The sequence below is a fragment of the Rhizobacter sp. OV335 genome (assembly GCF_900142965.1).
In the GTDB taxonomy this organism is placed as follows: domain Bacteria; phylum Pseudomonadota; class Gammaproteobacteria; order Burkholderiales; family Burkholderiaceae_C; genus Rhizobacter.
In genome coordinates this window covers 16,358-41,899 of the sequence record NZ_FRCQ01000041.1, presented here as the reverse complement: position 1 = coordinate 41,899, position 25,542 = coordinate 16,358, and the positions used below count along the sequence as shown (strand labels likewise).

The 25,542-nt window shown below is 69.5% G+C and carries 26 protein-coding genes; 11 read left to right on the top strand and 15 right to left on the bottom strand.

Annotation, left to right across the window (positions count from 1 at the left end; translation table 11 throughout):
* Position 1 precedes the first annotated feature (1 nt).
* Positions 2–517: a DUF2306 domain-containing protein gene (locus tag BUE42_RS28870; RefSeq protein WP_073468733.1), complete on the bottom strand. Its 516-nt coding sequence runs from the start codon at positions 515–517 to the stop codon at positions 2–4.
* Positions 518–569: 52 nt separating this feature from the next.
* Positions 570–1,400, bottom strand: coding sequence for a hypothetical protein (locus BUE42_RS28865; RefSeq protein WP_073468732.1), 831 nt, complete (start codon positions 1,398–1,400; stop codon positions 570–572).
* A 131-nt stretch (positions 1,401–1,531) separates the two neighbouring features.
* Between BUE42_RS28865 and BUE42_RS28860 the strand changes: the two genes are divergently transcribed.
* Genes BUE42_RS28860 through BUE42_RS28845 form a run of 4 tightly spaced genes read left to right on the top strand, consistent with a single transcriptional unit; the run spans position 1,532 to position 4,415 of the window.
* On the top strand, positions 1,532–1,726 hold the full coding sequence (locus BUE42_RS28860; RefSeq protein WP_073468744.1) for a type II toxin-antitoxin system VapB family antitoxin: 195 nt from the start codon (positions 1,532–1,534) through the stop codon (positions 1,724–1,726).
* 40 nt (positions 1,727–1,766) lie between these two features.
* Positions 1,767–3,344 (top strand): DHA2 family efflux MFS transporter permease subunit, encoded by a 1,578-nt coding sequence (locus BUE42_RS28855; protein WP_073468731.1) that lies wholly within the window; start codon positions 1,767–1,769, stop codon positions 3,342–3,344.
* Positions 3,341–3,703, top strand: coding sequence for a CidA/LrgA family protein (locus BUE42_RS28850; protein ID WP_073468730.1), 363 nt, complete (start codon positions 3,341–3,343; stop codon positions 3,701–3,703). Before BUE42_RS28855 ends, BUE42_RS28850 begins: the two co-directional genes overlap by 4 nt.
* Positions 3,696–4,415, top strand: a complete 720-nt coding sequence (locus BUE42_RS28845; protein ID WP_073468729.1) for an LrgB family protein — start codon at positions 3,696–3,698, stop codon at positions 4,413–4,415. The genes BUE42_RS28850 and BUE42_RS28845 overlap by 8 nt, the downstream gene beginning before the upstream one ends.
* On the opposite strand, the gene BUE42_RS28840 is transcribed toward BUE42_RS28845, so the two are convergent.
* Complete coding sequence (locus BUE42_RS28840; protein ID WP_073468728.1) at positions 4,402–4,845, bottom strand: hypothetical protein; 444 nt, start codon at positions 4,843–4,845, stop codon at positions 4,402–4,404. The genes BUE42_RS28845 and BUE42_RS28840 overlap by 14 nt on opposite strands.
* An 88-nt stretch (positions 4,846–4,933) precedes the next feature.
* On the opposite strand from BUE42_RS28840, the gene BUE42_RS28835 reads away from it, so the two are divergent.
* Both BUE42_RS28835 and BUE42_RS28830 read left to right on the top strand, forming a co-directional pair.
* Complete coding sequence (locus BUE42_RS28835; RefSeq protein ID WP_073468727.1) at positions 4,934–5,524, top strand: helix-turn-helix domain-containing protein; 591 nt, start codon at positions 4,934–4,936, stop codon at positions 5,522–5,524.
* A gap of 1 nt (position 5,525) precedes the next feature.
* On the top strand, positions 5,526–6,053 hold the full coding sequence (locus tag BUE42_RS28830) for a GNAT family N-acetyltransferase (protein WP_073468726.1): 528 nt from the start codon (positions 5,526–5,528) through the stop codon (positions 6,051–6,053).
* A 7-nt stretch (positions 6,054–6,060) separates the two neighbouring features.
* Here BUE42_RS28830 and BUE42_RS28825 read toward each other — a convergent pair whose 3' ends face one another.
* The 4 genes from BUE42_RS28825 to BUE42_RS28810 all read right to left on the bottom strand — a co-directional run bounded on the left by BUE42_RS28825 (position 6,061) and on the right by BUE42_RS28810 (position 11,863).
* Complete coding sequence (locus tag BUE42_RS28825; protein ID WP_143171830.1) at positions 6,061–6,375, bottom strand: hypothetical protein; 315 nt, start codon at positions 6,373–6,375, stop codon at positions 6,061–6,063.
* A 112-nt stretch (positions 6,376–6,487) separates the two neighbouring features.
* Positions 6,488–9,244 carry a putative bifunctional diguanylate cyclase/phosphodiesterase gene (locus BUE42_RS28820; RefSeq protein ID WP_073468724.1) on the bottom strand — a complete coding sequence of 919 codons (2,757 nt, stop codon included), beginning with the start codon at positions 9,242–9,244 and terminating at the stop codon, positions 6,488–6,490.
* Between the two features lie 101 nt (positions 9,245–9,345).
* On the bottom strand, positions 9,346–9,648 hold the full coding sequence (locus BUE42_RS28815) for a DUF1330 domain-containing protein (RefSeq protein WP_073468723.1): 303 nt from the start codon (positions 9,646–9,648) through the stop codon (positions 9,346–9,348).
* A gap of 46 nt (positions 9,649–9,694) precedes the next feature.
* Positions 9,695–11,863, bottom strand: a complete 2,169-nt coding sequence (locus tag BUE42_RS28810; protein ID WP_200799056.1) for a metallophosphoesterase family protein — start codon at positions 11,861–11,863, stop codon at positions 9,695–9,697.
* Between the two features lie 132 nt (positions 11,864–11,995).
* Between BUE42_RS28810 and BUE42_RS28805 the strand changes: the two genes are divergently transcribed.
* Entirely contained in the window at positions 11,996–12,469 is a 474-nt protein-coding gene (locus BUE42_RS28805) for a helix-turn-helix domain-containing protein (protein WP_073468722.1), read from the top strand.
* Positions 12,462–13,172, top strand: a complete 711-nt coding sequence (locus tag BUE42_RS28800) for a nucleotidyl transferase AbiEii/AbiGii toxin family protein (protein WP_073468721.1) — start codon at positions 12,462–12,464, stop codon at positions 13,170–13,172. The genes BUE42_RS28805 and BUE42_RS28800 overlap by 8 nt, the downstream gene beginning before the upstream one ends.
* A gap of 4 nt (positions 13,173–13,176) precedes the next feature.
* Here BUE42_RS28800 and BUE42_RS28795 read toward each other — a convergent pair whose 3' ends face one another.
* Entirely contained in the window at positions 13,177–14,562 is a 1,386-nt protein-coding gene (locus BUE42_RS28795) for a glycerophosphodiester phosphodiesterase family protein (RefSeq protein WP_073468720.1), read from the bottom strand.
* 156 nt (positions 14,563–14,718) lie between these two features.
* Between BUE42_RS28795 and BUE42_RS28790 the strand changes: the two genes are divergently transcribed.
* Positions 14,719–15,426 carry a glutathione binding-like protein gene (locus tag BUE42_RS28790; RefSeq protein WP_073468719.1) on the top strand — a complete coding sequence of 236 codons (708 nt, stop codon included), beginning with the start codon at positions 14,719–14,721 and terminating at the stop codon, positions 15,424–15,426.
* 111 nt (positions 15,427–15,537) lie between these two features.
* Positions 15,538–15,711: a hypothetical protein gene (locus BUE42_RS33545; protein WP_200799055.1), complete on the top strand. Its 174-nt coding sequence runs from the start codon at positions 15,538–15,540 to the stop codon at positions 15,709–15,711.
* On the opposite strand, the gene BUE42_RS28785 is transcribed toward BUE42_RS33545, so the two are convergent.
* The 7 genes from BUE42_RS28785 to prpC all read right to left on the bottom strand — a co-directional run bounded on the left by BUE42_RS28785 (position 15,712) and on the right by prpC (position 23,722).
* Positions 15,712–15,984, bottom strand: a complete 273-nt coding sequence (locus BUE42_RS28785; protein WP_073468718.1) for a DUF3297 family protein — start codon at positions 15,982–15,984, stop codon at positions 15,712–15,714.
* Between the two features lie 95 nt (positions 15,985–16,079).
* A complete protein-coding gene (locus BUE42_RS28780; RefSeq protein WP_143171829.1) occupies positions 16,080–16,550 on the bottom strand; it encodes a hypothetical protein in 471 nt (156 codons plus the stop codon).
* A gap of 236 nt (positions 16,551–16,786) precedes the next feature.
* Positions 16,787–17,584 carry a response regulator transcription factor gene (locus BUE42_RS28775; RefSeq protein WP_143171828.1) on the bottom strand — a complete coding sequence of 266 codons (798 nt, stop codon included), beginning with the start codon at positions 17,582–17,584 and terminating at the stop codon, positions 16,787–16,789.
* 236 nt (positions 17,585–17,820) lie between these two features.
* Positions 17,821–18,684, bottom strand: coding sequence for an isocitrate lyase/PEP mutase family protein (locus tag BUE42_RS28770; RefSeq protein WP_073468715.1), 864 nt, complete (start codon positions 18,682–18,684; stop codon positions 17,821–17,823).
* Between the two features lie 19 nt (positions 18,685–18,703).
* Positions 18,704–19,903: a 2-methylaconitate cis-trans isomerase PrpF gene (gene prpF / locus BUE42_RS28765; protein ID WP_073468714.1), complete on the bottom strand. Its 1,200-nt coding sequence runs from the start codon at positions 19,901–19,903 to the stop codon at positions 18,704–18,706.
* Positions 19,904–19,932: 29 nt separating this feature from the next.
* Positions 19,933–22,551: a Fe/S-dependent 2-methylisocitrate dehydratase AcnD gene (gene acnD, locus BUE42_RS28760; protein WP_073468713.1), complete on the bottom strand. Its 2,619-nt coding sequence runs from the start codon at positions 22,549–22,551 to the stop codon at positions 19,933–19,935.
* A 16-nt stretch (positions 22,552–22,567) separates the two neighbouring features.
* Positions 22,568–23,722 (bottom strand): bifunctional 2-methylcitrate synthase/citrate synthase, encoded by a 1,155-nt coding sequence (gene prpC / locus BUE42_RS28755; RefSeq protein ID WP_073468712.1) that lies wholly within the window; start codon positions 23,720–23,722, stop codon positions 22,568–22,570.
* Between the two features lie 137 nt (positions 23,723–23,859).
* Between prpC and BUE42_RS28750 the strand changes: the two genes are divergently transcribed.
* Entirely contained in the window at positions 23,860–25,284 is a 1,425-nt protein-coding gene (locus BUE42_RS28750; protein WP_073468711.1) for a short-chain fatty acyl-CoA regulator family protein, read from the top strand.
* The last annotated feature ends 258 nt before the right edge of the window (positions 25,285–25,542 follow it).

Sequence of the window (25,542 nt, the reverse complement as noted above, 5' to 3'; positions counted from 1 at the left end):
GTCAGGCTGCGGGCGATGCCGAGGCGAGGCCCGGGCGGCTGCGCGCGCGCAGCTGCAGGCACTGCCAGGCCGCGCCGATCACGAACAGCAGGAACAGCACGCCGGCCGCGGCCTGCAGCTCGGGCGCGTCGGCATTCGGCAGCAGCGGCTTGCCCAGCGGCAGCCGCGTGGTCGTCTCGGTGACGCCGGGGATCATGTGGAAGAAGAACGTGAGCGAGTAGCTGACGGTCTCGACATACGGCGACGCGCCGCCGAACAGCTTGCGCCGGCCGGCCAGCGCCGCGACCGCCAGCACGACCAGCGTGATGATGCCCAGCATGTGCGGCTTGCCGAAGCCGCCGTGCTGGAAGATGCCGAAGCCGGTCACGCAGGTCAGCACCGTGGCCCAGATGTAGACGCGGCCGGTGGTGTTGGTCGCGACGATGCGCTTGTCTCTGAAGAACGCCACCAGGCCGGCCGCGACCGCGACGAGCGAGATGACCGTGTGGATGACGCCTAGGGATGTCAAACCGAACATGGGTTCCTCCTGGGGTTTGTTGGAGCCCGAACAGTAACCGCCGGCGTCGAGTTCAACAACCGCCCGCGGCCTGCGCGTGCACCGCGGTCCAGCCGCCGGCACGGCGCTTCAGCACGCCGTAGCCGGACCATTCGTAGCCGGCATAGGCATAGACGAGTTCGGCGACGCCGTCGTCGTCGAGGTCGGCGTCATCGACGAAGTCCATCTCCATCAGCGCGGACTCGCCGGCGCCGCCGCGGAAGAACTCTTCGTGGGTGGCCGCATAACTGCCTTGTGCATTGCGCTCGGCGACGAAGAACAGCGTCTGCACGTTGTCCTGGTTCTCGATGTGCGACGACGCGACGAGGACCGGCAGGCCTGCGCGCTCGATGCGCACGACCGACACCTTCAACGCCGCGAGCGCGTCGGCCACCGCAGCGGCCGGTGCCCGGTGGCGCGCCAGGATGGTGCGCGCGGCGTCGCGGGCGGCGGCCTGGTCAGCCTCGGTGGCAGCGCTTGGGCGTTCGACGCCCAGGTCCTTCAACGGGCGCGTCGTCACGAGCGCCGTCGCGTCGCCTGCCCCCGTCAACGGCGGCGCCAGCACCGCATGGCTGCCTTCCGAACAGCCTTGCCGCTCCTCGATCTGCAGGTGATCGACGCGCGCCTCGCCGACACGAGCACCGGCCCGGTGAAGCTGCACGCGCTGGCCTGGTTGCAGCGAGTCGACGGTCAGCTCGAACGGCGCGAACGCCCCACCGCGCACGATGGCCAGCGGGAACGCGCGGTCGGGCGCCTGCAGCACCAGCACGAGGTTCGGCGCCGCGGTGGAGCGGGCCGGCTGCGCGACGCTCGCGGTCGCGATGAGCAGGGACGTGAGGGCGAGCAGACTGCGGATCGGCGTCATGCGGGCGATTGTCGGGCAGAGCATGCGATTGCAGCTGCGCACGGCGCCTTGAGCGGGCAGCGGGTCGGTTGCTGCGCATCGGACGCAGCGGGCGGATAGGATGCGTGCGCACGGACCAAGAGGTACCCATCATGCGCACTCGCATCCTGATCGACGACGATCTCCTCCAGGAGGCGCTGCGCGCCACCGGCGCAGCCACGACGCGTGAAGTCGTGGAGCTGGCCCTCAGGACGCTGCTGAGACTGGATGCGCAGGCGCAGGCGAGGCAGTTCAAGGGCAAGCTCGTCTGGGAAGGCAATCTTGACCAGATGAGAGCCGACGCGTGATGGCGGGTCCAACAGCATCAACGACGATCTCCGCCCGACCATGACCCCCACCGGCCAGACCCCCTGCGACAAGGTCGCCATCCTGCATGGCGCGCCCTGCGCCGGCGCGTCGGCCGGTGGCCAGCGCTGGACGCTCGCGGCCGCGATCCTCGGCTCGGGGATGGCCTTCATCGACGGCAGCATCGTCAACGTCGCATTGCCCGCGATCCAGCGCGAGCTGAACGCCAGCGCCGCGCAGCTGCAGTGGATCGTCGAAGCCTACGCGCTGTTCCTCGCGTCGCTGCTGCTGGCCGGCGGCGCGCTCGGCGACCGGCTCGGGCGGCGTCGCGTCTTCATGATCGGCGTCGCACTGTTCACCGTCGCGTCGGCGGCCTGCGCGCTGTCGCCGTCGGCCGACCTGCTGATCGCGGCGCGCGCGCTGCAAGGCATCGGCGCGGCGCTGCTGGTGCCGGGCAGCCTGTCGCTGATCGGCGCGAACTTCACGCAGGCCGACCGCGGCCGCGCGATCGGCACCTGGTCGGCGCTGAGCGGCGTGGCAGCCGCGGTCGGCCCGGTGCTCGGCGGCTGGCTGGTCGAGCACTACCGCTGGACCTGGGCCTTCCTCGTGAACCTGCCGCTCGGCGCCGCGCTGCTGCTGATCTGCGCCACCCGCGTGCCCGAGAGCCGCAACAGCGCCGACACCTCGGCGATCGACGTCCCCGGCGCGGTGCTCGTGACGATCGGCCTCGCCGGCATCGTGTTCGCGCTGGTGCAGGCGCCGTTGCACGGCTGGGGCTCGGCCGACGTGCTGGCGGCACTCGCGATCGGCATCGCGGGCCTCGCGTTCTTCCTGCGCGTCGAGGCCCGCAGCGCCGCGCCGATGGTGCCGCTGCGCCTGTTCCGCATCGGCGACTTCGCGGGCGCCAACCTGCTGACGCTGCTGCTGTACGCCGCGCTCGGCGGCGGCCTGTACTTCCTGCCGCTCAACCTGATCCAGGTGCAGGGCTACGGTGCGGCGGCGGCCGGTGCCGCAATGCTGCCGTTCATCGCGATCATGTTCGCGCTGTCGCGGGCCGCGGGGCACCTCGTCGACCGCACCGGGCCGCGCCTGCCGCTGATCGTCGGCCCGCTGGTGGCCGCCGCCGGCTTCGCGCTGTTCATGCTGCCCGGCGTCGGCAGCGGCTACTGGACGGGCTTCTTCCCGGCCACCATCGTGCTCGGCCTCGGCATGGCCATCACGGTCGCGCCGCTGACGACCACGGTGATGAACGCGGTCGGCGCCGAAGCGGCCGGCGTGGCCTCGGGCGTCAACAACGCGGTGTCGCGCGCGGCCGGCCTGCTGGCCATCGCCGGCTTCGGCGTGCTGATGGCGCATGGCTTCAACCACCAGCTTGCCGAGTCGCTGCAGGCGCTGTCGCTGCCGGCCGGCGTGGCCGATGCAGTGCGGCAGCAGCAGGACCGGCTCGCCGGCATCGCGCTGCCCGAGGGGCTCGATGCCACGCTCAGGCCGGCCCTGCAACACGCCATCGGCGGCGCCTTCGTGGCCGGGTTCCGGCAGGTGATGGGCGTGTGTGCGGCGCTCGCGCTGCTCAGCGGCCTGAGTGCGGCCTGGATGATCGGCCGCGGAAAGCCTGCATGAATGCGCTGCGCGGCCTCGCCTGGCTGCTGCTGTTGCAGGCGGCCGGCGAGGCCATCGCCCATGCGACGAAGCTGCCGATCCCCGGCCCGGTGATCGGCCTCGCGCTGCTGCTGGCGCTGCTGCGCTGGCCGGTCGTGCGCGCACCGGTGCAGGCCGCGGCCGAGCTGCTGCTGACGCACCTGTCGCTGCTGTTCGTGCCGGTCGGTGTCGGCGTGATCACACACCTCGACCTGGTGTCGAGCTGGGGCTGGCAACTGCTGGTCGTCGTCTGCGCGTCGACCTGGACGGGCATGGCGGTCACCGGGCTCGTGCTGCGCGTGCTGTTGCGCCCGGAACCTCGGGAGGGCCACGATGGCTGACTTCGTGCAGCTCTGGGTCTACCTGTCGACGACGCCGCTGTTCGGCCTGACAGCCACGCTCGTGACCTATTTGCTGGTGCAGGCCGGCCACGAGCGCGTCGGCCGGGCCGCGTGGGCCAACCCGGTGCTGTGGTCGGTGGTCGTCATCGGCTGCGTGCTGCTCGCGACGAAGACGCCCTACCCGACCTACTTCGCCGGTGCGCAGTTCGTGCACGTGCTGCTGGGGCCGGCGGTGGTCGCGCTCGGCTGGCCGCTGTGGCTGCGGCGGCACGAGATGCGGCGCCGCGGCGTCGCGCTGGTCATCGCCGCGCTGGCCGGCGGCAGCGCGGCGGCGGCCAGCGCGGTCGCGATGGGCCTCGCGTTCGGCATGCCGGCCGACGTGGTGCGCTCGCTGGCGCCGAAGTCGGTCACCGCGCCGGTGGCGATGGGCATCGCCGAGCAGATCGGCGGTGTGCCCGCACTGGCCGCGGTGTTCGCGGTGCTGACCGGCATGGCCGGTGCGCTGTCGGCGCGCTGGCTCTTCAACGCACTCGGGTTCACCGACTGGGCGGTGCGCGGCTTCGCGCTCGGCACCACCTCGCACGGCATCGGCGCAGCCCGCGCGCTGCAGGTCAACGACGAGGCCGGGGCCTACGCCGGCATCGCGCTCGGGCTGCAGGTGGTGCTGGCGGCCTTGTTGATGCCGCTGGTGTTCAGGCTCATCGCGGGCTGAGTTTCCGCTTGCGGGAGCGCAACAGCAACATCGCCACTGCACCGGCGAGCATCGCGGCCATGCCCCACGCATAGTTCGCGTACACAAGTGCACAGGACCCGCACATGAAGCCGGCGCTGAGGTAGAGGTTGTCCTCGTCGCGCCACTGGGCCCACAGCGCGGAGCCGATCCCTGCCAGCGCCAGGTAGATGCCGAAACCGGACGCCGCCACGATTGCCGTGCCGTCGTTCAGCGAGAACGGGTCCCAGGCCTTCAGCTGCGCATCGCCACGTGACGGATCGGCGATCCACCCCACGCGTTCCAGCACTTCCAGCAGATAGCCGGCATGCGTGTCGCGATAGATCTGCAGGCGCTTGATGCCGGCGACCAGCCACAGCGCGAGCACACCGATCAGGATCGAGTTGATGCCATGGAGGTTGCGGCGAGACATGCTGCAGATGGTAGGCGACAACGCCCCGCCGGCCTGTGTCTCGAATGTAGCTTGACACCATCATCCAACATACTGGATGATTATTCCAATGGATGACACATTGGCCGTTTCGCTCTCCGATCGCATCGCGCAGAACCTGCGCGAGCTGCGCGCCGCGCGCGGACTGTCGCTCGACGAACTGGCCACTCAGTGCGGTGTCAGCCGCTCGATGATCTCGCTGATCGAGCGCGGCGAAAGCAGCCCGACCGCCGTGGTGCTGGAGAAGCTGGCGACCGGGCTCGGCGTCGCGCTGGCGTCGCTGTTCGAGGCGCCCGGTGCCGAAGCTGCGCCGGTGTCGCGTCTGGCCGACCAGCTGCTGTGGCGCGACCCGGCCTCGGGCTATGTGCGGCGCAACGTCTCGCCGCCCAGCTTCGCGTCGCCGATCCAGATCGTCGAGGTCGCGTTTCCGGCCGGCGCGCGCGTCAGCTACGAGACCGCCGCGCGCACGCCGCGCGTGCACCAGCAGGTCTGGGTGCTCGAAGGCAGCATCGCCATCGCGCTCGGCGACGAGCGGCACCGGCTGAACGCCGGCGACTGCCTGGCGATGGTGCTCGACCGCCCGATGAGCTACCACAACCCGACGCGCAAGCCGGCCCGCTATGCCGTCGTGATCACCACCGAAACCGCCCCCTGGAGATGAGATGCCCTCCCCTGACCTGACCGTTCGGCGGCTCACCGCGCTGACCCCGGCCGACATCGATGCGCTGTCCGCGGTATTGATCGACTGCGTCGACGGCGGCGCCTCGGTCGGCTTCATGCAGCCGTTCGCGCCGGAGCGCGCACAGGCCTTCTGGCGCCGCATCTCCGAAGGCGTCGCCAGCGGCGAGCGCGCGCTGCTGGTGGCCGAAGACGCGCTCGGCATCGTCGGCACCGTGCAGCTGGTGCTCGACCAGCCGGACAACCAGCCGCACCGCGCCGACCTCTGCAAGATGCTGGTGCACCGCCGCTCGCGCCGCCAAGGCACCGGTGCCGCGCTGATGCGCGCGGCCGAAACGCTTGCAAGGGAGTACGCCAGGACGCTGCTGGTGCTCGACACCGCAAACCCCGATGCCGAACGGCTGTACGAACGAGAGGGCTGGCAGCGCGTCGGCGTGGTGCCCGACTACGCGCTGCTGCCCGAAGGCGGGCTGTGCGCGACGACCTATTTCTATCGGCGTTTGAGCGCCTGAAGAACGGCTAACGCCCGACCGCGGCGCACAGCCGAGCGGCCTGCCGCACATGCGGCGCGAGCACTTGGGTCTCGGCCGCCTCGTCACGCTTCAGCGCATGCGACGCGGCCGCCTGCCATTCGGCTTCGGTGACGCTCTGCGCGAGGCTCTTGCTCCAGCAGCCGCACATCGCCTGGGCATTCGACGGGGTCAGCCCGCCCGCCTTCGCGTCGGTGACGCAGCCGGCCTCGAGCTTCTGCCGGTAGGTGGCGATCTGCTCGGGGCGCAGCTCGGCGGCGGCCGGCTGCGCTCCCGCGCTGCCGATCAAGAGCATCCCAACCATGGCCAGAAAAAATCGGTTCATCACGCAGCGATTGTGCGTGCCGACTCTGAACCAGGGAAGCACCGCATCCCCCTGAAATCGGGGTGCGTCGAACTCGCGCCGGCGGAAACCTTCAGGCCGCGGCGAGCGCAGGCTGCCGGTCGCCGACCAGCAGCATGGTCGCGGTGGCGGCCGGTGCCGGCCGCGAGTGCAGGAAGCCCTGCACGATGTCGCAGCCCCAGCCGTCGAGCAGGTTCTGCTGGGCCGGCGTCTCGACGCCTTCGGCCGTGACCGACAGCCCGAGGCTGTGCGCCAGCTCGATGACGGTGCGCACGATGGTGTCGTCCTGCTCGCTCGCGCCGAGCTGGCTGATGAACGAGCGGTCGATCTTCAGCCGGTTCAGCGGGAAGCGGCGCAGGTAGGACAGGCTGGCGTAGCCGGTGCCGAAGTCGTCGATCGCGAGCTGCAGCCCGAGCGCGCGCAGCGCATGCAGCCGCGCGACGCTGGCCTCGGCGTCGTCCATCACGCTGCCTTCGGTGATCTCGAGCTCGATCTGCGCCGGGTCGACCCCGGTCTCGGCCAGCGTCTCGCGCACCGTGGTCATGAACTCCGGGTGGTTGAACTGGCGCGGCGAGATGTTGACCGCGACCACCGGCGCGCCCAGGCCCGCATCGGCCCACGCACGCGCCTGCAGGCACGACTGGCGCAGCACCCAGGCGCCGATGCGCACGATCAGCCCGGTCTCCTCGGCCAGCGGAATGAAATGCGCCGGCGACACCATCTTGCCGTCGTCGTGCCAGCGCAGCAGCGCCTCGAAGCCCTTGATGCCGCCGCCACGTGCGCGCTGGCCCTGGTAGAAGACCTCGAAGTCGCCGGATTCCAGCGCCTTGTTCATGCGCGATTCCATGCGCAGCTTGTCGCGCTGGCCTTCGCCGATGCGCGCGTCGTAGACCACGTGGCTGTTGCCAGGCTCGGCCTGCGCCTGCAGCTTGGCCAGCTCGGCCAGGCGTGCCACCTCGTCGTGGCTGCTCGCGTCCTTCGGGTACTCGGAGGCGCCGATGCCGATCGAGACCATCAGGTCCTGGTGGCCGATCTCGAACGGCATCTCCATCGCCTCGGTCAGCGCTTCGAGTCCACGGTGCAGCCGCGGCACGTCGGCGCCGAAACGGTAGATCGCGGCGAAGGTCACGCCGTCGATGCGGTACAGGCGGCCGTCGTGGCGGGTCGCCGCGTCGTCCAGCCGGGTCGCGATCTGGCACAGCAGCGTGTCGCCCAGCTGGTGGCCGACGCTGCCGACGATCAGGCCGAACTGCTTGACCGACAGCGTCACCGCGCAGTACGGCTGCCCGCCCAGCGAGGCGATGTCGGCTTCCATCGCACGGCGGTTCAGCAGGCCGGTGACCTTGTCGTGCGTGCTCGCGAACTCCAGCGCGTCGTTGTTGAGGGCGAGCCGGCGGTTCGCATCGAGCGAGCGCAGGTAGAGCCGCCAGGCCGCGACGATGCCGATCGCCATCGCCACCACCAGCAGGAAGCCGAGCGCGCGCTCGTTCTTGCGGCGCGAGATCTCGACCGCCTGCAGCTCGTTGTCGTGCTGCAGCTGCTCCAGCTGGCGCTGGCGCTGCTGGAAGCTCGACTCGCGCTGCAGTGCGACGACGGTGCTGTGGCGGTCGCGGCGTTCGAGGTCGGTCTCGAGCAGCAGGGCCTCGCGCAGCCGGTCGAGGGCCTGCGCAGCCTGCCCGGCGCGCTCCAGCGCGGTGGCATAGCGGTTCAGCTGGATCAGGTATTCGGCATTGCGACCGGCATTGCCGAGCGTCGAGAGGCCCTGGTCGGCGAGCTGCCGGCCGGTCAGCACATGGCCGGCGCCCAGTTCGGCCAGGCCCTGGTTGACGAGGGCGCGCGCGGCGGTGCCGCGGTCCTGGCGCAGGTCGGCCAGGCGCTGCGCGCGCAGCGCGAACTCGCGCGCCGCCGGGTAGTCGCGGTGGCCGAGGTACAGCGTCGACATCGTCAGCAGGGTGTCGAGCTCGGTGCTGAGCCAACTGGTACCGCCCATCTGCGAATTGACGCCGGACGCCGGCCGCACCACGCTGCCCGTGAGCGCGGCCTGCTGGCGCGCGTGGTCGGCGCGGTCGGGCTGGTGCGACGCTTCGGAGGCCAGCGCCTCCATGATCCAGCCCGAGGTGATCAGCGCCACGTCGCCGGCGCGGCTGGCCAGCTCGCGCACCCTGCGCGATTCCACCAGCGCCGAGGCGGTGTCGCCCTTGACGATGCGCAGCGGCGCCAGCGCCTGGTAGGCCTGGGCCTCACGGCGCGGATTGCGGCCTGTGCGCGCGGCCTGCGCCGCGGCTTCGAGCAGGCGGATGCCTTCGTCGATCTGCCCGTTCAAGGTGGCCAGGTCGCCGGCGGTCATGTCGACCCAGTAACTGAGGTCGGGGCTGTTCACCTTCTCGGCCAGCGGCACCGCGCTCTCGATCCAGCCGAAGGCCGCGCGCACCTGGCCGGAGAACTGCAGCACGCAGGCCTTCAGCGTGTAGGCCGAGGCGAGTGCCGCGGCGTCTTCGGTGCGCCGGCCGATCTCGGTGAGTTCCTCGATCGCCGCCTCGGCCACGGCCGGCTTGTCGATGGCGGCATGGGCATAGCCCCAGGCGGCCAGGAAGATGCGCAGGTCGTCGCCACCGCTTGCCCGCGCCAGCGCCTCGATCGGGCGCAATTCGGTGATGACCGAGGCGGGTTCATTGCCATGGCGGGCTTCGATCGCGAAGACGGATGCGCCGATCTCGCCAGCCTGCGCCGGGCGGGCCAGCGCCAGCGCGCCGCCCACCAGCAGCAACAGGCACCCGGCAGCGACACGGCGTTGCCAGGGGGCTTTGTTGAAGCAGGCGAAGGAGAGCACACGGTTTTATCGGCCCTGCCGGCAACCGGCTTGAGACGGCCGGACCCGCGGCCGACGCCGCATGCCGTGTGCAAAGTCGCGGTTCGGCGGCCGCTGCAGGCTCAGGGCTGCGGGCCGTCGTAGCCTTCGATCACGACGATGTCAAGCGTCGACACCTTCTCGCGCAGCCGGATCGCGGCCTGGTAGTCGTCCGACTTCCAGCAGGCGAGTGCCGCCTCGTAGGACGGGAATTCCAGCACGACGTGGCGCGCCCGGCTGCTGCCCTCGACCACCTCGAAGCCGCCGGCGCGCACCAGGAAGCGCGCGCCGAAGCGCTTGAACGGCGCGGCATTGGCCGCCTGGTAGGTCTTGTAGACCTCGGGATCGGTGATGTCGGCGCGCACGATCCAGTAGCCCTTGGGCATGTCAGTCTCCGGAGTCTGGGGAAGGACCCCGGAGCTTGCCATCAAATCAGTTGAAACTGACCCCGGCGGTGTCCGCGTTCACCAGCTTCTTGTTCTTGAAGTCGATCGTGAAGTGGCCGCTCGGCTTGCCCGAACCCAGCCCCTTGAAGATCGCGAACACCTGCTTGAACTGGCTCTGGAAGGCCACCTGCACCGCGTTCTGGTCCGACGGCTTGTCGCCCACCTTCACGATCGCCGCAGGCGCGGCCGGGAACGCCGACATCAGCAGCTTGTACTGCTTCACGCGCAGCTCGCCCATGTCGCGCAGCGCCAGTTCGCCGGCGTACACCGTGCGGTGGAAGTCGCCGTAGAACTCGTACGGCGTGACGGCGGCGAGCGCGTCGAAGTCCAGCCCCGCGGCCGTGGCCAGCGCGCGGGCCTTGGTGGTCGCGGCGACCCAGTCGGCCGCCAGTTGCGTGGCCGGTGCGGCCACCGGGCTGGCCGGCGGCGTGCCGGCCGCAGCGCAGGTGGCGCTCAGCGGCACGATGCCCGGCGCATCCTTCAGCTGCGCCAGCGTGACGGCCGTGTTCAGCTGCGACAGCACCAGCATCTGCTGCAGCGTCAGGCCGGTGGCGGCTTCCTTCATCTCGCAGGGCCAGTACTCGTCCATGAAGCGCAGGCGCGACAGCTCGCCGAAGTAGTAGCGGGTGAACTCGCCGTAGCTCTTGGTGTCGAGCACGCCGTGGTTCCAGCGCTTGGCGATGTCGGCCGGCACGGTGCTCGCCTGCAGGTAGTCGTACTCCGCCTGGTAGTGCGGGAACAGCTCCTTGAAGCGCGGCACGTCGTTCAGCGCGACCGTCTGCACATCGGCCACGTCGGCGCTCTTGTACGTGACGATCTTGTACGCCGCGCCATACACCGCGAGCGACGGCGACTGCACGTTGGCCAGGTAGCGGCCGGTGCTGTCGGTGTACTCGTTGCTGCCGTTGAAGTGCATGTGGCCGCCGACGTGCAGCTGCAGCCCGGTGGCGACGAGCGCCTGGGTGGTCGCCAGCTCGGGCACGCGCGCAGTCTGGAAGGCACCCGACTTGAACACCGCCTTCATCGCGTCGGTCTGGTTCGCGTAGAAGTCCATCGTCGGGTAGTGCGAGAACGCGATCAGCTGCTTGCCTTCGGCCTTGGCGCGCGCGCTCACGTTCTTGATCCACTCGACCAGGTGCTTCTTGTGCGTCAGCACCTTGTTCCAGCCCGCGTTGCCGGCACCGTCATAGCCCTTGAAGACCTTCGGGTTGGCGGGGTCGAAGTTCGCGTTCGGGATGTAGACGTTGGCGTCGATCGACAGCAGCCACAGGCCCTTGGTCGGCTCGACCAGGTAGCTCGCGTCGACCAGGCTGCCGCACCTCGTGTAGGCCTTGCCGAGTGCCGCTTCGCCGGCCGCCTTGTAGGCACCGCCTTCGCCTTCCAGGCAGATCTCGAACTGGCGGTTCGACAGCGCCGACTGCGTCTTCGCATCGGTGTAGTTGTAGCTGGTGTACTGGCTGAACGGCGTCTCCCACAGCACGTCGGTCGAGGTCGGCATGAAGCCGAAGTCGCCGAGGCGGGCGATGATGTTCTCGTAGCCCAGTTCCTTCAGCTGGTCGGTGCAGACCACGGTCGGGTCGGCGGCCTTGCAGGCGGCGTTGCCGGTGGCGAACACCTTCTGCTCCCTGCCGGCCTGCGTCAGGAAGTCGTTCTTGCCGGCCTCGTTGTCGTCGAACGGCTCGTTCGGATCGTGGTTGCCCGGCGCGATGAAGAAGCGCATGCCCTTGGCACGGTACTCCTGCAGGATCGCGGCGATGCCGTCGACGTTGACCGGCTGCGCGTCGTCGGTGTAGTCACCCGGCAGCGCGACGTACTTGATGCCCTTCGCGAAGGCATCGTCGAGTGCGGCGCGGAAGGCGAAGTAGTTCTCGTTGAACAGGCGCGTCGACGTGAGCTGCGCGTACATCGTGCGGATGGTCGCGTTCTTGCCGCTGGTGGTCGGGATGCCGCTGAAGCTGCTGCTCTTGAAGTCGCCGTACACGTCTTCGAAGTGCACGTCGGTCATCAGCGCGACCGACGGCGAGAACGCTGCCGGCGCCGGTGCCGGGGCGGGGCTACCGCCGCTGTCGCCACCGCCGCAGGCCGTGACGGCGGCGAGGATGGCGATGGTCGCGAACGCGGAGGGGATCAGGGTGCGGCGCAGGGAATGCGTCATGGGGGACAGCTCGTCGGTTGCGAAGCTGCCGATGGTGATGTCGGATGGTGACGCGAGCGTGACGCTCGATGTCAGAAAAAAATGTTTCTCATCCTGGACATTAGCTGATGAATGACTAGAATGAGAAACATCATGCCTGCCACTTCACCGCCACTCCGGGATGCCAGCGGCATCGCGCTGGCCGAGCTCGGCCAGCGCATCCGCGCGCAGCGCAAGCAATTGCGCATCAGCGCCACGACCGCCGCCGAGGCCGCGGGCATGTCGCGCGTCACGCTGCACCGCATCGAGCAAGGCGAGGCGTCGGTATCGATCGGCGCGTGGATGAATGCCGTGACGGCGCTGGGACTGCGGCTCGACATGGTCGATCCGCATAGCGTCGACAAGCCTGCGAGCGTACTGCCCGAGACCCTGCGCCTGTCCGACTTTCCGCAACTGGCCGCGCTGGCCTGGCAGCTGCACGACATCGACCGGCTCACGCCGCAGGAAGCGCTCGACCTGTACGAGCGCAACTGGCGCCACGTCGACCAGAGTGCGCTCGGGCCGGACGAGCGCGAGCTGATCGAGCGCTTGACGCACACGCTCGGCGGAGGGCGCCTGCTTGTTTGAACGAGAGCACCACCGCCGCATCGAGCAGTTGCTGCGCTCGCTCAATGCGCCGCTGCTGCACGACAAGGGCTGCTATTTCGGCGGCGGCACGGCCATGGCGCTGCGCTATGGCGAGTACCGCGAATCGATCGACGTCGACTTCCTCGTTTCGGGCATCGACGGCTATCGCGCGCTGCGCCAGCTGACCGGTGGCGCCGACGGCGTCGGCGCACTGGCGGCACCGGGCCATCTGCTCGACCCGGTGCGCCCGCTGCGCGCCGACCAGTACGGCCTGCGCACCCAGCTGCGCGTCGACGGCGTGGCCATCAAGTTCGAGATCGTGCTCGAGGGCCGCATCCAGTTCGCCCCCCCCGGCCCGTCGGACCGCATCGCGGGCATTTCAACGCTCACGCCGCTGGACATGGCGGCGGGCAAGCTGCTCGCCAATGCAGACCGCTGGGCCGACACCAACACGCACAGCCGCGACCTGATCGACCTCGCGATGATGGTCGCGCCGCGTGCGCTGTTGAACCGTGCGCTGGCGAAGGCGGCAACCGCCTACGGCGACAGCGTGCAGGAAGCGCTGGCGAAATCACTGACCGCCGCGCTCACGCGCGAGCGGTGGCTGGAACGCTGCATGAGCGCCCTGGGCATGCAATGCGTTCCCGAGGCGCTGCTGCGCAAGCGGCTGAAGGCCTTGCAGCCCCGACCGCTGCGCAACTGAACGATCAGCGCCCCAGTTCCTTCAGGTACGCCGCACGCGCCGCAACGCCGGTATTGGCGAAGTCGGTGAACACGCCGTCGATGCCGGCACGGAAATACGGCAGGTACTCCGCGACCGGGTCGCCGTTGTAGAGGCCCGGCAGGTACTGCTTTTCATTGCGGAAGGTGTAGCTGTGCACGGCCAGGCCGGCCTTGTGCGCATCGGCGATCAGCGAGGTCGGCGTCACGCTGTTGATGTCGGCCATCTTCGTGCCGCCGGCGTAGGGCACCTGCTTCCAGGCCATCACCTGCGGCTTCCACGGGCCGATGGCGTCGGCATACGTCTTGATCTCGGCCAGGCCGGCGGGCGTCAGCATCGCGTCGAAGTAGCGGCCGTCGCCGTTGATCGTCCAGCTGTACGGGCGGCCGTCGACGAAGGTGTAGACGTCGGAGGTCGAGTAGGTGACGACGCCGGTGTCGAGGTGCGTGTCGTTGCCGTCGATCAGCTGCACCACGCGCGCCTTCAGGCCGATGCTGCGCAGGTACTTCAGGCTGGCCGGGTCGAAGCTCTGCACGAAGATCGGCGAGGCCAGCGTGTTGAGGTTGTTGTCGACGACGAACTTCAGCACCGCGTCCTCGAACGGGTGGCCGGTCTTCGCGGTGTCGCAGCCGTTGGCGATCGCCTGCTGGTTGTTCCAGTACGGGTTCTTGACCTCGGGGTACACCGTCAGCGTGCGGCCGGTTGACGCGCTCTTCGCCTTCGCGATGGCCAGCACCTCCTGCATGGTCAGCACCGGCTGCGTGCCGTTCTCGGCGGTCGGGCGATCGGCGCGCGCGTCATACGTCGTGCCCTTGATCCACTGCTTCAGCTCGGCCACCGTGAAATCGGTGATCGACCAGTCGTTGGTGTGGTCCTCGCCGTCGACGATCAGCGACTTCAGCACCGACTTCGGGTCGGCCGGATCGGTCAGGTCGCTCAGGTACTGCTTCGGCTCGTTCGCGTTGGTCGGCGGCGACACGGTGTACGCCACGTTGACCAGCCGGCCCGGCACCGTGCGCTTGCGGGCAGCGACCTCGGGCACCGTGGCCACGTTGGTGTTGTCGCTCAGCCAGGGGTTGTGGCGCGCGACCAGCACGCAGTCCTTGCTGAGGTGCAGGTCTTCCTCGAGCGAATCGGCACCGACGTCGGCCGCGGCCTCGTAGGCGGCCTGCGTTTCCTCGGGGTGCAGGCCCGGCAGGCCGCGGTGGCCGATCACCAGCGGCGCCTTCCCGTCGAGCGTCGCGAACGGCTTGGCCGCCGGAGCCGGGGCGGGATCGTCGTCGCTGCCGCCACAGGCGGACAGCGCGGCGCCGGCGAGCAGCGTCAAGGCGAGGAGGCGGGCACGGGTGGGTCGAACTGCGGTGTTGGGCATGGCTTGTCTGAAGTTCATCGGGACTGATGAGCCGCCGATGTTCGGCGGGGCGGGTGACAGCACTGTGACCAAGATAGTTCACCCACCGGCGCACGGAAAGTCGGACAGGGGCAGAATCGCCGGCTGCTTCCCACTACGCACTCTTCGCACCCCGCCATGTCCGACCTGTCTGCCTTCCCGATCACCACCAAGTGGCCCGCGCAGCACCCCGAGCTGCTGCAGCTCTATTCGCTGCCGACGCCCAACGGCGTGAAGGTGTCGATCATGCTGGAGGAGACCGGGCTGCCGTACGAGCCGCACCTGGTGCGCTTCGACGCCAACGACCAGTTGTCGCCCGAGTTCCTGTCGCTGAACCCGAACAACAAGATCCCGGCGATCCTCGACCCGAACGGCCCCGACGGCAAGCCGCTCGCGCTGTTCGAATCGGGCGCGATCCTCGTCTACCTGGCGAGCAAGACCGGGCAGCTGATGCCCACCGACACCGCCGGCCGCTTCGAGACGCTGCAGTGGGTGATGTTCCAGATGGGCGGGATCGGTCCGATGTTCGGCCAGCTCGGCTTCTTCCACAAGTTCGCCGGCCGCGAGTACGAGGACAAGCGCCCGCGCGACCGCTACGTGGCCGAATCGAAGCGGCTGCTGAAGGTGGTCGACGAGCGGCTGAAGGGCCGCGACTGGATCCTGGGCAACGCCTACTCGATCGCCGACATCGCGATTTTTCCGTGGATCAACAACCTGTTCGGCTTCTACGAAGCGGGCGAGCTGGTCGGCATGGCCGACTTCCCGAACGTGACGCGGGTGCTGGCGGCCTTCAAGGCGCGGCCGGCGGTGCAGCGCGGGCTGGGGATTCCGAAGCGACCCGCCTGATCCGGTAGGAACGGGACTACGCGCAACGGCGTGGTCCGCTGATCGGCAGCAGGCGCGCGGGTGACTAGAGTCGCTCGACACGGGCAGCGGTTGCCCGCAAGGAGCAACACCATGTCGTTCGCGCTCTATCTCGTCGGCCTCGTGCTGCTCGTCGGCGGTGTCGCCTGGGGCCTGGTGACGGCCGGGCTCGCACCGGTCTACGTCGGCATCACCTGCCTGATCGTGCTGGGCATCGGCGTCATGATGGCGGTGTCGCGCACCCGCACCAAGGACCCGTCGAGCTGATCAGCGGTAGAACGACTCGACCTGCCCCTTCAGCTTGAGCATCAGCGGCTGGCCCTTGCGGTCGACCGAGCGGCCGGCGGGCACCTTGATCCAGCCTTCGCTGATGCAGTATTCCTCGACGTCGCCGCGCTCCTTGCCGTTGAAGCGGATGCCGATCTCGTGCTCGAAGATCGCGGCGACATGGAACGGGCTGCGCGGGTCGACCGACAAGCGGTCGGGCAAGGCGGGCCGGTCGGCAGGAACGGGGGCGGGCGTGGCGTGGACCTCGGTCATGGGCAGGGTTCCTGATCGGGAAATGGAGAAAAGCCGACATTCTGCGACACCGGTCGCAGCCCCCGATCAACAACCCGCCCCGAGGCCTCGAATGACTACGCGCAGCGCGTGGTCACCGTGTGGCTGTGCGATGACCCGATCGACGACTCGATCGTGACGGCCACCCCGTCCTTCAGCTGGCGCAGGTTCGCGACCGTCAGCAGCACCGTGTGCGTGTGCCCGGACGAACCCTGGATGTCGTAGACCCTGTCGACCGTGGAATCGAGGTCGGCCGCCGGGACGTTCAGCACGTGGCCATGGTTGCCGGCGATCGTCTCGGTGCAGGCCGTCGGCGCGGGCGGAGCCGGAGCCGGTGCCGGTGCCGGTGCCGGAGCAGGCGCGGGCGCGGGCGCGGGTGCGGGTGCGGGTGCAGGCGAAGGCGGTGTCGCGGCCGCTGGTGCCGGCGGGCTGCTGTCGCTGCTGCCGCCGCAGGCCGCGAGGCTCGCGGCCGCGACCGACGACAGCGCCACCGTCAGCAGGCGCCTGCGGTGCAGGAGGTCGGCGGGCATCGATGCTTGCTTTGTCATGGGTTCTCCTCGAAAGCGCGGATGGTCCACAGAATCGCCATCTGCGCCCAGCAGGTTTTCGCTCCGTTTCGAGGTCGACACTCCTGCGCCGCGACGGACCGGATGCGTCGACACATCCCGTCACGGGTCGCGCGATGCCCTGTGGATCGGAGCACTTTGGAGACCTTGCGCAGCGGATTGGCATCGGCCGCAGCGAGGGCCCGCTGCACCGCTTTCCGATGGCCCGCGCGCGCGGATCAGGCGCGCAGCCGGTAGCCCGACGCGTAGACCGACTCGATGTGCAAGGGCGTGCCTTGCTGCTTCGAGACGAGCACGCATTTCTGCCGCAGCTTGTAGAGGTGCTGCTCGATGGACCGCTTGTTGGCGACCTCGGTGTTGCCGAACAGCGCGGCCGACAACATCTCCACCGTCGCGAGCCGGCCAGGGTGTTCGAACAGGACCTGCGCGAGGCTGCATTCGCGGGCCGTCAGGCGCACGCGGTGGTTGGGCGACGCGAGCAGGGCCTGCGCGGTGTCGAGCGAATAAAGGCCGACCCGCAGCGTCGGCCCCTGCGAGGGCGAAGCACCGGCACGCACGCGGGCCAGCACGCGCTGGACCAGGCCGGTCGCGCCCTCGGCCTCGGTGGCGTAGTCATCGGCGCCGCGCATCAGCGCCTGGGCGATCGAGTAGGTGTCGCCGGCCCCGACCGCGACGATCGGCGCGCGCGATGCGCCGCGCGTGCGCAGCACATCGAGCCAGTCGCGGCTCAGCGCGGTGTCCCCTTGCACGAGGATCGCGTCGAAATCCGTCTCCTTCCAGGCCTCCAGCAAGGACTCGGGTTCACTGAACTGTTCGACGTCGATGGCGCGGGAAGCAAAGGCAGTCGTCGCGCGAAGGCTCTCCGCGCGCAGGGTCCACAGTGCGGCAATCCTCATAGGTCCGATCGGCTTTTCAGGGGGTGCGTGATCTGGTGGCGGCACGCCTGCCACCACACCTGCATTGCAGCGCAGGTTACGTGCCCGTTTCGAACCGCCTGGAACCGTTACCAGCTTCACGCTAATTCGATCGGCCGCTGACCAATCTCGTCAGATGACGAATGGGAGGGCTGGAGGTCGGACAAAAACTGACGGAGTCATGACCAAGCCGGTCGGACGGCGTGGAATCGGCGGCGATGAGGACCCATCGTGACCGAGGGCACTCCCTCGCCTCTTTTCATCGATAGGTGGAATGGTCACAACGCCGTCATGAATCCGTGCTTGCGTTCGCGTGCCCACACCCCGCGCGGCCGACCCTAGCGCGCGTACCGCCCCTCCAGCTCATCCCACCGCGGCTTGTCGACCAGCCGCTGCCGTTCCGCGAACGGCACGACAAGCGTCGGGTCTTCGTCGACGCGGCCGGCCTGCTGCAGCGCGCCCAGCACGCGCTGCATGCCGGCCACGGCGCCTTGCAGCGCGGCGTTGGCATACAGCACGAAGCCGTAGCCCAGGTCCTTCAATTCTTCGGCGCCGACGATGGGCGTCTTGCCGCCGATCACCATGTTGACCAGTTGCGGCGCCGCCAGCCGCCGCGGCAGCGCACGCACCTCGTCGGCCGTCGTCACCGCCTCGACGAACAGGATGTCGGCACCGGCCTCGGCGAAGCGCTGCGCGCGCTCGACCGCCGCGTCGAAGCCCTGCGTCGCCGCGGCATCGGTGCGCGCCATGATCAACAGGTCGGGGTCACGCCGCGCGTCGACCGCGGCCTTGATCTTGCCCACCGCTTCGTCGAGCGCGATCACGTCCTTGCCGGCGAAGTGGCCGCAGCGCTTCGGCGCCACCTGGTCTTCGAGCTGGATGCAGTCGGCACCGGCACGCTCCAGCGTGCGCACCGTGTGATAGACGTTCAACGCGTTGCCGAAGCCGGTGTCGGCGTCGACGATCAGCGGCAGCTCGACCGCATCGCGGATGCGCGCCGTGTGGTCGGCGATCTCGGCCAGGCCCATGAAGCCCTGGTCCGGCATGCCGAACCACATGTTGGTGACGCCGGCGCCGGTGATGTAGATCGCCTCGAAGCCCGCGTCGGCGATGACCCGGGCCGACAACGCGTTGAACGCGCCGGGAACGATCACGCCGCGGCGGGCGGCGGCAAGGGCCTTGAGTTGTTGACGGGTGGACATGCGCTTCTCTCGTTCAGATTCAGAAACTGTCGCCGGGCACGCGCACCCAGCCTTCCATCAGCACGCGTGCGCTGCGGCTCATCAGGGCCTTCGTGACGGACCACTGGCCGTCGTCGGCCTGGCGGGCCTCGGCGCCGACGCGCAGCGTGCCCGACGGATGGCCGAAGCGCACCGCAGCGCGCGTGCCGCCGCCCGCGGCGAGGTTGACCAGCGTGCCGGGAATCGCCGCCGCGGTGCCGATCGCGACGGCCGCCGTGCCCATCATCGCGTGGTGCAGCTTGCCCATCGACAGCGCCCGCACCAGCAGGTCGATCTCGGCGGCACGCACCGCCTTGCCGCTCGACGCCACGTAGTCGGCCGGCGGCGCGACGAAGGCGATCTTGGGCGTGTGCTGGCGCGTCGACGCCTCGGCCACGTCGCGGATCAATCCCATCTTCACGGCCCCCCAGGCACGAAGGGTCTCGAAGCGCACCAGCGCCTGCGCATCGCCATTGATGGCCTCCTGCAGCTCGGTGCCGGTGCAGCCGATGTCGCTCGCGTTGACGAAGATGGTCGGGATGCCGGCGTTGATCAGCGTCGCCTTCAGCGTGCCGACGCCGGGCACCTCGAGCTCGTCGACGAGCCGCCCGGTCGGGAACATCGCGCCACCGCCGCCCTCGTCCTGTCCTTCGGCGGCCGGGTCGAGGAACTCGAGCTGCACCTCGGCCGCGGGAAAGGTGACGCCATCGAGCTCGAAGTCGCCGGTCTCCTGCACCTGCCCGCCCGCGACGGGCACGTGCGCGACGATGGTCTTGCCGATGTTCGCCTGCCAGATGCGCACGCTGCACAGGCCGCTCTGCGGCACGCGCCCGGCCGGCAGCAGGCCTTGTGCGATCGCGAACGGGCCGACGGCCGCCGACAGGTTGCCGCAGTTGCCCGACCAGTCGATGAAGGCCTGGTCGATCGACACCTGCCCGAACAGGTAGTCGACGTCATGGCCGGGCCGCGTGGATGCCGACAGGATCACCACCTTCGAGGTCGACGAGGTCGCGCCGCCCATGCCGTCGATCTGCTTGCCGTAGGGATCGGGGCTGCCGACCACGCGCCGCAGCAGCCGGTCGCGAGCCTCCCCCGGCACCTGGCAGCGCGCAGGCAGGTCCTGCAGGCGGAAGAAGACACCCTTGCTGGTGCCGCCACGCAGGTAGACGGCGGGAATGCGGATCTGTGGAACGAATGCCATGAGGTCGTAGCCCGGATGCCAATCCGGGATCAATGGAGGCCCGCGAGAAAGTCCTGCGCAAACCGTTGCAACACACCGCCCGCCTCGTAGACCGACACCTCCTCGGCGGTATCGAGCCGACAAGTGACCGGCGCCTCCAGCGTCGTGCCGTCACGCCTTCGCACGCGCAGCCGCAGCTCGGCGCGAGGCGTGCGCTCCCCCAGCACGTCGTAGGTCTCGGTGCCATCGAGCCCGAGCGTCAGCCGGCTGGTGCCTGCTTGAAACTCCAGCGGCAACACGCCCATGCCGATCAGGTTGGTGCGGTGGATGCGCTCGAAGCCTTCGGCCACCACCACCTCGACGCCCGCCAGGCGCACGCCCTTGGCGGCCCAGTCGCGCGAGCTGCCCTGGCCGTAGTCGGCGCCGGCGACGATGATCAGCGGCTGCTGGCGCGCGAGGTAGGTCTCGATGGCCTCCCACATGCGCACCACGCGGCCCTCGGGCTCGATGCGTGCCAGCGAGCCGGCGCGCACCGTGCCGTCGTCGTTCCGCACCATCTCGTTCTTCAAGGTCGGGTTCGCGAAGGTCGCGCGCATCGCGGTCAGGTGGTCGCCACGGTGCGTGGCATACGAGTTGAAGTCTTCCTCCGGCAGGCCCATCCGCGCGAGGTATTCGCCAGCCGCCGAGTCGGCCAGAATCGCGTTCGACGGCGACAGGTGGTCGGTCGTGATGTTGTCGGGCAGGATCGCGAGCGGCCGCATCGCCGTGAGCGTGCGCGGGCTCGCGGCCAAAGCGCCCATGCCTTCGCGATCCCAGTACGGCGGTCGGCGGATGTAGGTGGACTGCGGCCGCCAGTCGTACTGCGGATTCACGCGCTCAGCGCTTGCGGCCGCGATGGCGAACATCGGCTCGTAGACCTGCCGGAACATCGCCGGCTGCACCGACGACTGCACCAGCGCATCGATCTCCGCATCGTCGGGCCACAGGTCCTGCAGCCGGATCTCGCGGCCGTTCACGACCGCGAGCACGTCGCGCTCGATGTCGAAGCGGATCGTGCCGGCGATCGCATAGGCCACCACCAGTGGCGGCGACGCGAGGAAGGCCTGCTTCGCCTGCGGGTGGATGCGGCCGTCGAAGTTGCGGTTGCCCGACAGCACGGCCGTGGTGTACAGGTCGCGCTCGACGATCTCGTGCTGGATGGCAGGATCGAGCGCGCCGCTCATGCCGTTGCAGGTGGTGCAGGCGAACCCGACGATGCCGAAGCCCAGCGCCTCCAGCTCGGGCAGCAGGCCGGCCTGCTTCAGGTACAGCTCCACCGTCTTCGAACCCGGCGCGAGCGAGGTCTTGACCCACGGCTTGCGCACCAGGCCCAGCCGGTTCGCGTTGCGCGCCAGCAGTCCGGCCGCGATCACGTTGCGTGGGTTGCTGGTGTTCGTGCAGCTGGTGATCGCGGCGATGACGACCGCGCCGTCGGGCATCAGGCCTTGCGCTTCCTGCGCGCGGGCCTGGTCGAGGTGGGCCGCGATGCCGCGCTCGGCGAGTGCGCTGGTCGGCAAGCGACGGTGCGGATTCGACGGCCCGGCCATGCTGCGCACGACGCTCGACAGATCGAAGCGCAGCACGCGCTCGTAGCGTGCGCCGGCCAGCGTGCCGGCCCAGAAGCCCGCTGTCTTCGCGTAGGTCTCGACCAGCTTCACCTGCTCGCTCTCGCGGCCGGTGAGCCGCAGGTAGTCGAGCGTCTGGCCGTCGATGTAGAACAGCGCCGCGGTGGCGCCGTACTCGGGGCACATGTTCGAGATCGTCGCGCGGTCGCCGATCGTCAAGCCCTTCGTGCCGTCGCCGAAGAATTCCAGGTAGGCGCCGACCACCTTCTGCTGGCGCAGGAACTCGGTGAGCGCCAGCACGATGTCGGTGGCGGTGATGCCGGGCTGCCGGCGGCCGCTCAGCTCGACGCCGACGATGTCGGGCAGGCGCATCCACGACGCGCGACCGAGCATCACGTTCTCGGCCTCCAGCCCGCCGACGCCGACCGCGATCACGCCCAGCGCATCGACGTGCGGCGTGTGGCTGTCGGTGCCGACGCAGGTGTCGGGGTAGGCCAGGCCGTCCTGCACCCAGACCACCGGCGACATCTTCTCCAGGTTGATCTGATGCATGATCCCGTTCCCCGGCGGGATCACGTCGACGTTGCGGAAGGCCCGTTTCGTCCAGTCGATGAAATGGAAGCGGTCTTCGTTGCGGTGGTCCTCGATGGCCCGGTTCTTCGCGAAGGCCTGCGGGTCGTCGCCGCCGCACTCCACCGCGAGCGAGTGGTCCACGATCAGCTGCACCGGCACGACCGGGCTCACCGCGGCGGGGTCGCCGCCCTGCGCGGCGATGGCATCGCGCAGTCCGGCCAGGTCGACCAGTGCAGTCTGGCCCAGGATGTCGTGGCAGACCACACGCACCGGGTACCACGGGAAGTCGCGGTCGCGGCGGCGCTCGATGACCTGCAGCAGGCTGTCTTCCAGCAGCGCCGGATCGCAGCGGCGCACCAGGTTCTCGGCATGCACGCGCGCGGTGTACGGCAGCCCGTCCCAGGCGCCGGGGCGCAGGCCGTCGACGGCGGCACGGGCATCGATGTAGTCGAGCGCGGTGCCGGGCAGGCGCTTGCGGAAGGAAGAGGTCATGCGCGGGAGCCTCGCTTCAGCCGCGCTCGGCGATCGGCACGAACGCCTGGTCTTCCGGCCCGGTGTAGTTTGCGCTCGGGCGGATGATCTTGTTGTCGATGCGCTGCTCGATCACGTGCGCCGCCCAGCCGCTGGTGCGCGAGATGACGAACAGCGGGGTGAACATCGCCGTCGGCACGCCCATCAGGTGATAACTCACGGCACTGAACCAGTCGAGGTTGGGGAACATCTTCTTCGCGTCCCACATCACCTGTTCCAGCCGGTCGGCGATGTCGAACATCTTCGTGGTGCCGGCCTCTTGCGAGAGCTGCCGGGCCACGCGCTTGATGACCACGTTGCGCGGGTCGCTGACAGTGTAGACCGGGTGTCCGAAGCCGATGACCACCTCGCGGGCCTCGACGCGCCGGCGGATGTCGGCCTCGGCCTCGTCGGGCGTGTCGTAGCGCTTCTGGATCTCGAACGCGACCTCGTTGGCGCCGCCGTGCTTCGGGCCGCGCAGCGCGCCGATCGCGCCGGCCACCGCCGAATACAGGTCGCTGCCGGTGCCGGCGATCACGCGCGCGGTGAAGGTCGACGCGTTGAACTCGTGCTCGGCGTAGAGGTTCAGCGAGGTGTGCATCGCACGCACCCACGCGGCCGACGGGCGCTCGCCATGCAGCAGGTGCAGGAAGTGGCCGCCGATGGAGTCGTCGTCGGTCTCCACGTCGATGCGCTTGCCCTGCGTCGACCAGTGGTACCAATACAGCAGCATCGAGCCGAGCGAGGCCAGCAGGCGGTCGGCGATGTCGCGCGCGCCGGGCAGGCCGTGGTCGTCCTTCTCGGGCAAGGCGCAGCCGAGTGCCGAGACGCCGGTGCGCATCACGTCCATCGGGTGGGCTGCCGCCGGCACGGTCTCAAGCGCGGCCTTCACGGCGGCCGGCAGCCCGCGCATCGCCTTCAGCCGGGCCTTGTAGGCGCGCAGCTCGGCGGCACCGGGCAGCTTGCCGTGCACGAGCAGATGCGCGACCTCCTCGAACTCGCAGACCTCGGCGAGGTCGAGGATGTCGTAGCCGCGGTAGTGCAGGTCGCGGCCGTTGCGGCCGACGGAGCACAGCGCGGTGTTGCCGGCGGTGACGCCGGACAGCGCGACCGACTTCTTCGGCTTGAAGGTGGCAGACGGGGTGTCGCTCATGGGATTCTCTCGGTGCTCCGGCGGGATTGCAATCTTCGCAATGCGCTAAGCTGAGGGCAACACTGATGTTGCGGACATCTGCGAACTTGATTTTGCAATTCTGCAATGTTTGCAAATCACATCTGCCGGGAAAACCCATGCGCAAGACCTTCCTCGGTGTACGCCTGCGCACGCTGCGTGAGCAACGCGGCCTGACGCAGGCGGCCCTGGCCGAAGCGCTGGCGCTGTCGGCCAGCTACGTCAACCAGCTGGAGAACAACCAGCGGCCGCTCTCGGTCCCGGTGCTGCTGAAGCTGCAAGCGGCGTTGGGCGTCGACCTGCAGTTCTTTTCCGAGAATGAAGAGGAGCGGCTGATGGCGCAGCTGCACGACGTGGTCGCCGATGCCGGCCCGGGTGCCGCGATCCCGCAGGCCGAGGTGCAGGCCCTCGCGCAACAGATGCCGGCGCTGGCGCGCCGCATGATCCAGCTGCACAAGGTGGCGCGCGACGCGCAGGAACGGTTGGAGGCGATGGCGGCCGGCCTGGGCGAGCGCGACCTGCGGCCGGGCGTCGGCCCGACCCAGGCGCACGAGGAAGTGCGCGACTTCTTCTATGCGCGCCACAACCACATCGCCGAGCTGGATGCGCTGGCCGAGGCGGCGCATCGCGCGCTGCAGGCGCCGTCGGTCCTCGCACGCGATGTCGCGGCGCGGCTCGAGGACCACCTGCTGGCGCAGCACCGCGTGACGACGCAGACCGCACCGGCCGATGCGTTGCCCGGGCTGCGCCGGTACGACCCCACGTCACGGCTGCTGAGCCTGCATGCCGACCTCGAACCGGGCCAGCGCGCCTTTCAACTGGCGACCCAGCTGGCCTTCCTGGAAGCCGATGCGGTGCTCGCTGCGCTGGTCGCCAGCGACGAGTTCCGCAGCGACGAATCGCGTGCCCTTGCGCGCATCGGCCTGGCCAGCTACTTCGCCGGAGCGCTGGTGCTGCCGTACGCGCCGTTCCTGGCGGCAGCGGAAGCGCTGCACTACGACATCGACCTGCTGGCGCGCCGCTTCGGCGTGAGCTTCGAGACGGTGTGCCACCGGCTCTCGACGCTGCAGCGTCCGGACGCGCGCGGCGTGCCGTTCTTCTTCGTGCGCGTGGACCGGGCCGGCAACATCTCGAAGCGCCAGTCGGCGACCGACTTTCATTTCTCGCGCACCGGCGGCACCTGCCCGCTGTGGAACGTCTACGAAGCCTTCTCGCAACCGGGCAAGGTGCTGACCCAGCTGGCCTCGATGCCGGACGGCCGGACCTACCTGTGGATCGCCCGCTGCATCCGCCACGACAGCGGCGGCTTCGGCACGCCGCCGCGCGAGTTCGCCGTCGCGCTCGGCTGCGACCGCCGCCATGCCGCGCGGCTGGTGTATGCGCGTGGGCTGGCGCTCGACGATCCGGGCGCCGTGACGCCGATCGGCCCCGGCTGCAAGGTGTGCGAGCGCAAGGGCTGCGCCCAGCGCGCCTTCCCGGCGCTGGGGCGGCGGTTGAGCATCAACGAGAACCAGCGGCCGCTCGAGCCGTATGCGAATGTGTGAGGGAGAAAACGAGGCCGGGCGCGTCGCGTCTCGCGCTGCTCAGGGGGTCTGCGCAAAATCTGCCCGGTGGTTGGCCGACGTGGCGGCTGAACGCCGTGCTGACGGTGAGAGAGCAACGGCTGCTCCGCCAACTGCTCCACCGTCCATGGCCTGGACGGGCTCTCATGCATCTGCCGGATGGAGCGCGCCAATCGCGCATCGGCCAGGCCTCGCAGCAAACCGGATGACGCCGTCGCCCCGGTCGTGGACCGAAGCGCC